Raw genomic sequence first — 12,247 nt, 5'->3', positions numbered from 1 at the left:
AGAAAACCTTTCTATCGTTTATTCCTCATATAACATCTTCAGGAGTTCATCCATCGCTTCTACTACTGCTAAATTACCTGTTGTAGGAAACAACTCTTCCGGCAAATCATAAACACGATCATTTTGCACAGCTTTAAAATGTTTCCAGATATCATTCGTTTGGAATTCTTCATCAAACATCTCCACTACTTCTTCTGGCATGCCATGAGCTGCTCGCAAAATAACATCAGGGTTTGCTTGCTGCAGATATTCAGTATTGGATGCTAAATACTCTACATCTTCCCCTTGAACAACGTTAACTCCTCCTGCTCTTTTGACAAGATCTCCTATATACGAATGCTCTGTAGCAACTAGATAGCTACCAGGTACTCCTAATAAAATTAGCACAGAGGGCGCTTCTTTTCCTTCCACACGAGCTTCTACTTCCTTCAATCGTGTTTCAATAGAAGTAATCAATTCGGTTGCCTGCTCAGTTCGGTTAAATTGATCGCCAATTTGTTCAATTTCGTTAAGCATATTATCTAAGCTCTGAAAATTTAAAAAGGTAGCATCGATCTTGACGTTATCAAATACTTCTTCCAAATCTGTTTGCAAGGTTGTTACCGAAAACACATGTGTCGGATCTAACGATTTTACTAATTCCATATCAGGACTCATCGGATTCCCAACTTCGGTTACTCCATCATAACGGCTAGGAAGATCTTTGTAGCTAGTAGGAACACCTACCAAATCAATTTCTAATGCATCAAATATCTCTGTTGCTGCAACAGTTGTTGATACCACTCTTGCTTCCTGTTTTTTTGTTGCACTTTCCTGTTCCTGCTGCTCTTCTTCATTATTAGATTCTTCATCAGCATTGACGGATTGGTTATTATCACAACCAATTACTAAAATAGCAAATAAAAATAAAATGACAGAAATAGCGGCTTTCTTCCTTCTCACTATTTTCACCTCCCTTAATCATGTGTGAACAAGAATAAATGAAGGAAGTCTTGGTACTATACGTAGTACCAAGACTTTCTCCAAACCCTTACAAACTACCTAATCGATATTTTCTATATAATAGGTAAGCAGAACCGATCAGTAAACTAACCAATAAACTAACCATCATTATATTGAATGAGTCTGCGGTTTTGGTGTTTTGTACATTTTGATGATCACTAGTGTTCGATCCAGTATTAGCTTCTTCATCTTCACCGTTGTATGTTAAATTATTATCCCCTTCTGGGTTTGTTGGCTCAGGATCAGATGGATCTTCAGGGTCAGATGGAACCGGATCAGCTGGTGTTGGATGAGTATCAGAAACTTCATTCAAACTGTCGGGGTCAAATTGCAGCTGAACCTCATAATAATTGTCATACTCCAGTCCAGGTACTCCAGTAACAATGACATGTGTATATGCATCCACCTTGTCTGTGAGATTCTCAATTGCGAAACGAACCGTACGTTTATCTGCTGCTGTATCTTCTGCGATTACTTCAGCATCAACATATTCGCTATTTTGTCTGGTCTGGAATAACTTGATCCAATCGCTGTTCGTGAACGTTAAATCTACTTCTAATTGTCCATCATTCACATGTAGAGTGGCTGGTTTCTCCGTATAACCATCCATCACACTGGTTTCTTCAGTACCATTTTTTAGGAAGGTAAAATCAATGGTATATTCACCATCTTCAAGCCCATTTTCTGATTGCTGACCTTTCTCTTCTGTTTCCAATACACCATATTGACTAAAATGGGAAACTTCTGCCACTACTTCACCTGACTCCTGATTACGTTCTGTTGGATTAATTTCCTCTTCCACTTCACCGTCATCATTTATATACACTACTTTAAGATCAGACCAATTATTAACATCTTCCTGATCCACAGTAAACGTTAACGTGACAGGTTCTGAGAATTCAGAAACAGTCTCGTCATCAACAGCTACATGAAAATCATAAAAACCACTTTTGGCATTAGAAGGACTATCCACTTTTTCGATTGTAAAGTGGATGGATTCGCTATCTCCCAATTTTTCTTTCAATTGATTAACAGGGAATGTTGCTTTCACCTCATTATCCTTTGCAAAGGATAATTTAGAGTCATCAGCGAGGCTGTTGAATATTGCTGCACTGATTTCAAAATGATTCGCATCATTACCATTAATTTGATAGGCTTTATTAGCTTCATCATAAGCGAAATTACTTACATCTTTAATAATTAATCTATCACCAATTTTCTCAGGCTGGTCAGGTTTTGTTGGATATTCCCCTGTTTCATCATCTGTGTCATCTCCAGGATCTTCCAACTTAACCACCGCAACACTATCAGGATCAAATTGAATTTGCACCTCATAGGTATGGTCATAATTCATATCCGGGACAACGACATGTGTATAGACTTCAACCTTATCTGTTACATTTTCAACTGGAAAACGAACCGTACGTTTATCTGCCTCCGTGTCTTCGTCTATTACTTCAGCATCCACATACTGACCGTCTTGCTTTGTTTGGAATAACTTGATCCAATCGCTGCTCGTTAACGTTAGATCAACTTCCAATTGACCATCATTCACATGCAATGTTGCTGGTTTCTCAGCATAGACATCCATTACACTAGTAGTATCTGTACCATTCTTTAAAAACTCAAAATCAATGGTATATTCACCATCTTGCGCAAGATCCACTTCTCTATCATCTAATGCAGAGATAGATGTTTCATCAAACAACAGCCGGAATGGTTGGGTATTTTCATAATCCATCTCGGCAACATACATATCTACTTCAGCATTGATCGGTTCTGATAAGTAAGATATCGGGTATTTAACTGTTCGATTTCCAGGTGCCTCACCAGATACTATTTCGCCATTAGTGTGTGTCCCATTGTCATCTAATCGAATCTCGGTTAGTTGCCCTCTTTCGTCTTGAATATCAAGTAAAACAAAAGCTTCACCATCTGATACTTCTAAAACTGCTGGACTTGCAAAATAATCTGCCATTCTAGATTCTTCATCTTTTGAGGCATGAAGTGCAGTAAAATCGATCGTATATTTCCCATCTTCAATCTTTATATCTGACTCTTCTTCTTCGTCATCAGTCGCAGCAATAGTTTCGACATCAAAATCTAAACGTACTGGTTTAACATTTGTATAATCAATTTGCTCAACATAATAATCTATTTCAGCATTGATTGGTTCTGACAACGAAGAAATTGGAAATTCTGGTGTTCGCGCTTGTTTGGAATCATCAGATATTATTTCACTACTTGTCAATGTTCCATCCAGATCTATCCGAATATCCGTAATTTGTCCTTGTGGATCGTAGATGTCTAGTAACACGGAGGTGTTTCCATCTTTTACTTCCAATACTGCTGGACTTGGCAGGTTTCCTATATTGAGTTCTTCATCTTTGTCAGGATCAAGGACTCTAAAATCAATGGAATATTTTCCGTCTTCAAGCTCTAATTCTGGTACTTCTTCTTGATTCTCTTCTCCATTGCTAGTTTCCTCTTCAGTTTCTCCTTCTTCCTTATCAACTATTTCATCACTAGATTCTCCTCCGTCTTCTTCACTAGATTCTTCTGGAGCTTCCTCTTCGGTAGGAGTTTCACTGGTATCTTCTTCAGTTTCTTCTGCAGGCTCTTCCACATTTATCGCCTGAATACTGTCAGGATCAAATTGAATCTGAACCTCATAATAATTGTCATATTCGAAACCTGGGATACCTGTCACAATTACGTGTGTATATGCTTCGACCTTATCTGTTAGATTTTTAACCGGAAAACGAACCGTTCGTTTATTTGCTTCAGTGTCTTCTTCTATCACTTCGGCATCCACATATTCTCCAGCTTGTTCCGTTTGAAATAGTTGTATCCAATCACTGTTTGTTAACGTCAGATCGACTTCTAATTGACCATCATTTACATGTAATGTTGCTGGCTTCTCTGAATATTCATCCATCACACTAGTAGAGTCTGTTCCATCTTTCAGAAAAGTAAAATCAATGGTATATTCACCATTTGCTAACTCCGCTTGTTCTGCGGATATTGATCCTGTTGGTAGAACCGTTGCGAGTAACACTAACCATATTGAAAAGATAGCGAGTGTTTTTTGCCATCGTCTCCTCATTTAAAAACCTCTCCTCTTCCGTTTTATTGTGTTCTCCATTGTCTCCATAACATAAACATTGATCCGATTAGAAGGAAGACAAATAAAGGGATCATTGCCATATCACTTGTTTTTGGATTATCCTCTTGTTCTGTACTTGTTGTAGTAGAATTGTTGTTTGATTGTTCTTCTTCAGATGAGGTAGACTGTTCTTGCTCTGAGGTATTTTGATCTGCTGAAGCTTCTGTTTCTATCGTTTGCATACTAGATTCATCAAATGAAAAACGAATGGTGTAATCATGATCATAATCGATATCTGGTACAGTTACATGGATTTTAGCAGACATGGGACTTGAAAGATCATCAGCAGAGAATTGTACGGTCCTCTTATCCGCTTCTTCATCTGTACTAATAACGGCTACATCTGCATAACCACCATTATTTGGTGTTTTAAACTCAGTTACCCAAGCACTATGGTTAATCGTCATTTGAACAGTTAATTTTCCATCTTTTGCAATAATCGTCGCCGGCTTCTCCCAATAATCATTTGCCATCGAAGCGGAATCATTGTCTGCATGTAAAACCGTATAATCCATCGTATATGTACCATTCTCTAAATCAGTTGCTGCTGTTAACGGCTGAACGAAAATAAAACAAAAGACACCTACTATAATAACTAAAAATGGTAGTTTTCTTATCATTATTTGACCTCCTGTATTGAAAATGATAATTATTATCAATTATAAATCAAAAAAAGAATAACCATCAACCCATAAATGATTATCATTCTCATTATTTAAATTAGAAATCTAGATTCCCTAAATGTTAACAATTACATTCTAATCTATAATGAGAATCATTGTCAATTAAAATTATAAAAAAGTTTGGAAAGTTTTTCTTTTGCCTGATCCTCCACTCAATCTCAGACCACACCTTCGATAAAAGATATGTTGACAAGAAGATGAAGAGGTGATATTGTAAATATCGAAAGGCAACAATTGCCATTAATTACATCTAGATGCCATTCGCTGAGCGGGGCATTTATTTTTAACACTCTATTGAGAATGATTATCATAATGAGAACCCATTGGTCAATAGAGTATTTTTTTAAACTTTTTCATTGATAATGATTATCAATATCAATAATGATTGCCCTGCTACTTTCTGTAGAAAGGAGTGAAACAGTAGTTTGACAGGTTAATAGTTTGTTTGGATAAATTTACTTTTTATAAAATATTTGAAGGAGTGTCATACAAATGAATTTAAATGTTAAAAAGACGATGACCATGTTTGTAAGTGTGATGTTTTTATCAATAGCTTTTGGCATTTCTACCTTTGCTGCAACTGCTGATTATCAATTTTTGGATTCGAATGGCAATTATTCTAGCCACGCAAGCTCCTATATTATTGGTGATGCCACCATTGATGGTGATTCAGCAACCATAACTCTAGAAAACGCAAACTATTTTGGAGATTTATTAGTATCAGATGGCAGTAATTATGTTGTTGCTGATCGAACTGTAGATACAAATGGCAATGTCCAATTTACTTTTGACGTTGATGATTTCACAGAAAATTTAGCTGTACAGTTATATGTAACTGCCGGACCACATAGTGGCTTTATGCCTCTGTATATTGAATGGCTTTAGAGAAATAACTGATCTCTTTTTGTCTTGACTAGCAGATGAGTCCCCCTGAAATGGAACAACATCTCAGGGGGTTTTATCGTTACTGAATGGTTTCGTTAAGTATCCGTTTCTTATCGTTTTGTTCTGTTAATTGTGTTTCTGTTTCACTTGGTTGGTCATCACTTTTTGTTCGTGTTTAAAAAGGTAATCAATAGCTATAAGTAATTCTGTAGAAATTATTTTTTTACACTTATATTTAAAGAAGTTTCAGAAAAAGGAACGCTCCTTTGGACACCTTTTTTCTTAAGATCAAACCTACTACACTTTAACTCTATCCTTCACTACCGCGCCTTTAAGTTGAATATACACCTGCTCACCTAAGTCAAACTTATCAAAAATATCAGCATGAACAGACCATTCTTGTTCCAGTGCTTGTACCAAATAGTGAATTTCCTTACCTTGATATTGCACACTTGTAATTACAGCTGGTATGGCATTTTGAATATCTTGATCCTTTGTTAATTGAAGTTGTTCGGGACGAGCTGGATAATAGCCTTGATTTTTCATTCCTTCTTCAATTCCATTGTCCTGCCACTGAACGTTTGGTAATGACTCAGGTGTAAACTTGCCTTCCTTCCAGCTCCCTTTCACAAGATTTGCCTTACCAACAAACTTTGCTACAAATGGTGTTTTCGGTCGGGCAAATATTTCTGGTGGTGTACCAACTTGTTCAATTTCACCTTGATTCATCACGACAATGCGATCAGCCATTGCTAATGCTTCCCCTTGGTCATGGGTGACATACACGATGGTCGCTCCTGTCAGCCGATGTATAGATTGGATTTCATTGCGCATCTCCATACGTAATTCGGCATCTAAATTACTTAACGGTTCATCCATTAACAATAGCTCGGGCTTGGGCGCAATGGCACGTGCTAACGCCACTCGTTGCTTCTGACCTCCAGATAATTCACTTGGCATACGATCAGCAAAAGACTCTAAATCAACCATCTTTAACACTTCCTCCACCCGCTTCGCTTCATTCTTTTTTAACGCGGACGGCACAAAGCGATGATGCTGAATCGGAAAACGGATATGATCTTTTACATTTAAATGGGGCCAAAGTGCAAATGATTGAAATACCATGCCAATATTACGCTGCTCAGGTGGTAATGATCGCTTAGCTGTACCGACTTGGCTCTCGCCTATTTCGATACTACCTGCTGTCGGCGATAAAAAGCCCGCTAACAATCGTAGCAAGGTAGTCTTTCCACAGCCTGAAGGGCCTAATATCGCAATAAATTCACCAGGTTCAATCGATAACTGAATATCCTTTAAGGCGGTGAACTGGTCAAATTGTTTACTGATTTGTGAAATCTTTATGCTCATTGTTTACTTGCCACCTTTCTACTCCAGAAAAATTGGACCCCAGATAACAATAGAAACCCTAATATAATTAAAAAGATAATTAAACTAGACATCGCCGTCGAATACGTCGTATATCCTGCCTGTTCAAAACTAAAGATGATCACACCTATTGTCTCTGCATTACTTGACCATAATAAGGATGAAACCGTTAATTCCGTTAATGCAGTCAAAAACACTAAAAAGGCTCCACTTAAAATACTAGGTAACATTAACGGTAAAAGAATTTCCTTCCATTTCGAAAACCCAGTCGAACCACTTACAATGGCAGCTTCTTCCATCGAATAATCAACTTGCAAGACAGCTGTTATACTTCCTCTTACTTGAAGAATTAAAAACCTTGTAATATAAGCAATGAATAAAATCATAATCGAACCATAGATACCTGGGTTCCAGCCTGGAATAGGCTCCATCCAAGCAAAAATCATCGACAACGCCATGACCGTACCTGGTAATGCGTAGGGCAAACTAATCGCCATTTCTGACAGCTGATTTAACCTATTTGGCTTGCGTATACGATAATAAGCAAATGCCGTCCCGATCAAAACACCTACAATGGTAATAACAAGTGCCAGCTGTACACTGTTTCCAATCGCCCGTTTGGCTTTGGGGCTTGTTTCTAGAATAAATTGATAGTTTTTCAGGCTAATATTTTCCCAGGTGAAATCTACGCCATAAGCTGATAATAAAGAGGTCATCCCCATGGAAATGAACGGAACAATACTAGTAATAAAGAAAAAACACCACAAGCCCACCTCTATTAGCGGTTTCCATTTACCAAGAAAGATTCTTGGTGTCTTATCCTCGACAGTCGTTTCCAGTCGTTTGGATTTTCTTAATAAGAACCATTGCACCAATGTACCTAATAAAGCAAGCACACCTAAAATAACCGAGAAGGTGGCGGCACGTTGGAAAGCGCTCGGTCCAAATCCGATGACTTGCTGATAAATATATGTACTTAATACATCAATTTGTGCTGGTATTCCTAAAAATGCCGGAATCCCAAAGTTATCTAAGTTCGCAATAAAAGCTAGTAATCCTCCACTAGCAATCCCAGGTAAAGCAAGTGGCAATGTCACTTTCAAGAACGTCTTCCAACCACTCGCACCCGACACCCTAGAAGCATGCTCCACTTCACGAGGAATTCTGCGAAAAACACTGACAGATAATAGATACACTAAAGGATAATGAGACAATCCTAAGACAAAAATGATGCCACCCATACTGTATAGATTGATCTCTTCGGTCGCAAATGGTAGCATACTCATTAATTTTCCATATAGCCCATTCGCACCAAAAAACTGCGTCCATGCTAATGTAGAAATGTAAGAAGGGATCACAAAAGGTAATACAATAAAAAACTGCATCATTTTTTTCGCGCGAATATCCGTATAGGCAACTAACCATGCTAATAAAATGCCTAAGGATACCGAGATTGCTGTGGACCCGAGCACTACTAAAATCGTATTGTGAAGGACGGACCATGTTTTACCATCTTGTAAAATCGTTGTATAGTTAGCAAAAGAAAGCGAACCATCCACTTGAAAGCTCATCCACACGAGACGATAAATCGGGATCAGGAACACGATAATAATGAGTAATAACGCCAATAGCTTAAAAATGGATTTCCTTGAAAAGGAGGAAGATAATGCACGTCGTGGCATTATCTCCTTATTAGACATCTGATTCATTTTCGTTCACCTATTCTCCAAATAACTCACTGAATTGTTGTTTATCTTCTTCACGTGCTTGATATAATTGATTAACATCTGCATCTAATACATCCATTTCTTCAATAGTTTTCAAGCCTTCTGGCGCTTCAATTCCTTCTCGGATTGGTGTATAGCCAATTTCAGCTGCTAGCTCTTGTCCTTGTTCTGATAAAACAAAGTCAACAAATGCTTTCGCTGCTGCTTCATTTTGCGCATCCTTCATAATACCAATTGGCTCGGTGATAACAGGAACACCTTCGTCAGGGTAAACTAAGCTCACAGGAGAACCTTCTAACTCTGCACGAGCCACAATGAAGTCAACGACCATACCATAATCCACTTCACCAGCAGCAACAGATTTTAATACAGCACCGTTTCCTTGAGTGATCATTGGATTATTTGCTTGGATCGATTCATAGAATTCCCAACCAAAACCATCTGTACGCGTTAATACGCCTAAGTTGTAGGCTGCAGCACCAGAATATAACGGACTAGGCATCGCAATGTTATCCGCCTCTTCTGTTAGCACATTCCAAGATGTTGGCATTTCAGAAACATTATCCGTGTTCACTACTAATGCAGTAGACATAATTTTCGTACCACTATACATATGGTCTGCATCGACAAACTCTTCAGGAATAGAAGCATATTCCTCTGATTCATAGCTAAACAACATATCTTGTTCCTTCAGGTTTTCAAATGTAACAGAATCTGCCACTAACAATACATCTGCTTGTACATCTCCTGCCTCTTTTTCAGCTTGTACTTTACTAATCACTTCTTCTGTACCAGAACGATAGATGGACACATTAACATCAGGGTATTCCTCGTTAAAAGCTGCTACAAGCTGTTCAGCATCTGCGTCAGGCTGAGAAGTATAAAAAGATAGGTCTCCAGAGATACCTTCTTCCGTCTCAGAATTTGCAGAAGAACAAGCAGCTAACATAGAAACGACTAAAACTAAAATAATGACATTTTTTAATTTAAACATGGAACAGTTCCTCCCTCTTTTTATTAAATACATAAAACCATCTGTTCAGTTGTTCAATCCTCTTTTTACTTACGCCTCGTTTCTCGATTGGAGTAATGGTTATGTACCCTTCTCTTAATTCTTTAAAATCCATATCGTCTTTTAAATCATCTAACAGATGGTACTCATCTTTTAACCAATAGTAGATTTGTCCATGAGGGTCATTTAAACCAACATAACGATATCGCTGAACATCCATATCAAGATCCACGGCTTTAACACCTCGACACAGTTCTTTCGACGTATATGGTAGGTTTACATTTAACAGTATCTCTTTCGGTATTTTATTTTGCAGCATCACCTCCATTAATTGATAAAATAATATCCTAACCTGCTCATAGTTCACATAATTGGTATCAAACGTTGCCAATGACACAGCGATTGCGGGTATCTTCTGTAATGTCGCTTCCATGGCACCAGCAATTGTTCCAGAGTAATAAATATCCTTACCAAGGTTCGGTCCAATATTAATCCCTGATAACACGAGATCTGGTGATTCTTTCAACAACACATCTACCCCTAATTTTATGCAGTCAGCAGGTGTACCATTAACCATCCACGATTTCGTTGCTGAGGTAAAAAGGTTATTCTCGATTGCCTTAACAGGATGACGCAATGTAATCGAATGACTAATTGCACTTCTTTCTTTATCAGGGCTGACGACATACACCTCGCCAAAATGGGCTAATACATTCACCATCGCTTCCAGCCCTGGATGAAAAATGCCATCATCATTTGTAACTAAGATTCGCAATATCTTTCCTCCTTAATCGATTCGATTGCAGATAATGTAAATGCTTCTGCAAAAGTTGTAAGGAATAGGTTTGGTCTAATCCTTCTAATACAACCGGACAATCGAGATCTTGTATTTCTGCTAATATACTCGGTAATAGTATTTCACCTTCACCCAGTGCAACGTGATACGTACTTGACGTCGAATCACTTAAGTGAATTTTATTTACCCTTGATAGTGCTTGATAATATTGAATTGGATCAATAGCTAATGGAACATGTGCCACATCAAATGTGACTTGTACGTTATCAGGAAGTTCCTCCACTAATTGATTCATAGCACTTGGAGTGGTTATCAATTCTTTCGGTCGCTCTTCCATTAACTCAATTGATAAATCGATCCCAAGGGAGGATCCCTTTTCCGCTAATACATATATGTTCTCCTTAAGTGTCTGCATGAAACTCGCTTTATTTTTTACACTCATTGTGGCTCGACCAGGGTGGATTGTAATGTTAGGGGCACCTATTTCCGCCCCAATATGCATCGCTCGTTCCATTTCTTCCATAGAGCTTTGTTGGATGCTTTTGTTTAAGGAGCATAGATTCAAATCCCAGCTTGGAGCATGAATACTAAGCTCCAAATCCGTATATTGCCTAATCTTATTAATTTCTTTACAAGACGTGTTGTGGTAGTTTAATTGATCAACCCAAACCTCCACCCCATCTATTCCATTTGCTTCTGCGATTTGCATTGCTTTAGATACAGAGAAATTCCAACACAGTGTCGAAGACATGTATAATTGCATTAGCTATTCACCTCACTTAGCCATTGCTTTAAACATACAGGTGATAGTTCAACACTCCCAATTGGATACGGATTTCGCGAGTTTGGCCCATGATAGTCACTTCCACCTGATTGCCATAAGGAATGTTCACTTGCGATTGCTTCCCAATATCTCGTTGTTTCAAGTGAATGTTTGGAATGGAATACTTCCATTCCATCTAAACCAGCGTCCATTAATCGAGAGATATCAGGTTTTTTCGGGTAGATACCTGGATGAGCCAAGTATGCTGTTCCACCAGCATCATGAATCAATGCAATTGCTTGTGTTGCGGTGAATGTTGCTCTTGGAACAAAGCCTGCCTTACCTTTTACTAGCAGTTCTTGGTAAGCTCGTTGAGCAGTAGAGAAGTAACCATTATCGACTAATACTTCTGCAATATGTGTTCGAACAATGATATCACCTGTAGTCTTTTGCATACATTGCTCTATATCAATCTGATAGCCTATTTTTCTAAGTTGATTGACTATCTTGGTAGCCCATTCTTGCCGTTCTCGCTTTCGCCATTCGATATGGTTAAGTAATCTGGAGCTAGTCTGATCAACATGATAGCCTAATATATGCAACTCTCCATCTGGACCATCTGTATTTAATTCAATTCCTGAGATGACATTGATTGCCTTGCCCTTTGCTAATTTCTTTATTTGTATGTAACCACCTATTTCATCATGGTCTGTAATAGCAATCGTTGATACATGATTGTTCTCCGCCTCTGCTATGATCTGTTCTGGTGTTAACTCACCATCAGAAAAAGTAGAATGGATATGTAGATCAATTATTTTCATCACCTC

General features: G+C 38.1%; 10 protein-coding genes. 1 reads left to right on the top strand and 9 read right to left on the bottom strand.

Going from position 1 to position 12,247, the window contains the following annotated elements:
• Positions 1 to 18 precede the first annotated feature (18 nt).
• The 3 genes from isdE to isdC form a co-directional block, all read right to left on the bottom strand.
• Positions 19 to 945, bottom strand: coding sequence for a heme ABC transporter substrate-binding protein IsdE (gene isdE / locus J5J03_RS19220; RefSeq protein WP_407927860.1), 927 nt, complete (start codon positions 943 to 945; stop codon positions 19 to 21).
• 85 nt (positions 946 to 1,030) lie between these two features.
• Positions 1,031 to 4,108 carry an NEAT domain-containing protein gene (locus tag J5J03_RS19215; RefSeq protein WP_208591989.1) on the bottom strand — a complete coding sequence of 1,026 codons (3,078 nt, stop codon included), beginning with the start codon at positions 4,106 to 4,108 and terminating at the stop codon, positions 1,031 to 1,033.
• 23 nt (positions 4,109 to 4,131) lie between these two features.
• Positions 4,132 to 4,788, bottom strand: coding sequence for a heme uptake protein IsdC (gene isdC / locus J5J03_RS19210; RefSeq protein ID WP_208591988.1), 657 nt, complete (start codon positions 4,786 to 4,788; stop codon positions 4,132 to 4,134).
• A 555-nt stretch (positions 4,789 to 5,343) separates the two neighbouring features.
• Between isdC and J5J03_RS19205 the strand changes: the two genes are divergently transcribed.
• Positions 5,344 to 5,736: a hypothetical protein gene (locus J5J03_RS19205; protein WP_208591987.1), complete on the top strand. Its 393-nt coding sequence runs from the start codon at positions 5,344 to 5,346 to the stop codon at positions 5,734 to 5,736.
• A gap of 297 nt (positions 5,737 to 6,033) precedes the next feature.
• On the opposite strand, the gene J5J03_RS19200 is transcribed toward J5J03_RS19205, so the two are convergent.
• From J5J03_RS19200 to J5J03_RS19175, 6 genes are read right to left on the bottom strand one after another with little or no spacing between them, the layout of a single operon-like run.
• On the bottom strand, positions 6,034 to 7,104 hold the full coding sequence (locus J5J03_RS19200; protein ID WP_208591986.1) for an ABC transporter ATP-binding protein: 1,071 nt from the start codon (positions 7,102 to 7,104) through the stop codon (positions 6,034 to 6,036).
• Positions 7,101 to 8,831, bottom strand: coding sequence for an ABC transporter permease (locus J5J03_RS19195; protein WP_208591985.1), 1,731 nt, complete (start codon positions 8,829 to 8,831; stop codon positions 7,101 to 7,103). The genes J5J03_RS19200 and J5J03_RS19195 overlap by 4 nt, the downstream gene beginning before the upstream one ends.
• A 10-nt stretch (positions 8,832 to 8,841) precedes the next feature.
• Complete coding sequence (locus J5J03_RS19190) at positions 8,842 to 9,843, bottom strand: ABC transporter substrate-binding protein (RefSeq protein ID WP_208591984.1); 1,002 nt, start codon at positions 9,841 to 9,843, stop codon at positions 8,842 to 8,844.
• A complete protein-coding gene (gene surE, locus J5J03_RS19185) occupies positions 9,836 to 10,636 on the bottom strand; it encodes a 5'/3'-nucleotidase SurE (RefSeq protein WP_208591983.1) in 801 nt (266 codons plus the stop codon). The genes J5J03_RS19190 and surE overlap by 8 nt, the downstream gene beginning before the upstream one ends.
• Positions 10,614 to 11,420 (bottom strand): sugar phosphate isomerase/epimerase family protein, encoded by an 807-nt coding sequence (locus J5J03_RS19180; protein WP_208591982.1) that lies wholly within the window; start codon positions 11,418 to 11,420, stop codon positions 10,614 to 10,616. The genes surE and J5J03_RS19180 overlap by 23 nt, the downstream gene beginning before the upstream one ends.
• Entirely contained in the window at positions 11,420 to 12,241 is an 822-nt protein-coding gene (locus J5J03_RS19175; protein ID WP_231710839.1) for a PHP domain-containing protein, read from the bottom strand. Before J5J03_RS19175 ends, J5J03_RS19180 begins: the two co-directional genes overlap by 1 nt.
• Between the last annotated feature and the right edge of the window lie 6 nt (positions 12,242 to 12,247).

Source organism: Gracilibacillus suaedae (assembly GCF_017599345.1).
Taxonomy (GTDB): Bacteria; Bacillota; Bacilli; order Bacillales; family Amphibacillaceae; genus Gracilibacillus; species Gracilibacillus suaedae.
This window is presented reverse-complemented; position numbering and strand designations above follow the sequence as displayed.

What these genes read in the sequence shown, in the direction of transcription:
- J5J03_RS19175 (WP_231710839.1), bottom strand. Translation starts at nt 12,241, where the DNA reads ATGAAAATAATTGATCTACATATCCATTCTACTTTTTCTGATGGTGAG.
- J5J03_RS19205 (WP_208591987.1), top strand. Translation starts at nt 5,344, where the DNA reads ATGAATTTAAATGTTAAAAAGACGATGACCATGTTTGTAAGTGTGATG.
- J5J03_RS19200 (WP_208591986.1), bottom strand. Translation starts at nt 7,104, where the DNA reads ATGAGCATAAAGATTTCACAAATCAGTAAACAATTTGACCAGTTCACC.
- J5J03_RS19215 (WP_208591989.1), bottom strand. Translation starts at nt 4,108, where the DNA reads ATGAGGAGACGATGGCAAAAAACACTCGCTATCTTTTCAATATGGTTA.
- J5J03_RS19180 (WP_208591982.1), bottom strand. Translation starts at nt 11,420, where the DNA reads ATGCAATTATACATGTCTTCGACACTGTGTTGGAATTTCTCTGTATCT.
- isdC (WP_208591988.1), bottom strand. Translation starts at nt 4,788, where the DNA reads ATGATAAGAAAACTACCATTTTTAGTTATTATAGTAGGTGTCTTTTGT.
- J5J03_RS19190 (WP_208591984.1), bottom strand. Translation starts at nt 9,843, where the DNA reads ATGTTTAAATTAAAAAATGTCATTATTTTAGTTTTAGTCGTTTCTATG.
- J5J03_RS19195 (WP_208591985.1), bottom strand. Translation starts at nt 8,831, where the DNA reads ATGAATCAGATGTCTAATAAGGAGATAATGCCACGACGTGCATTATCT.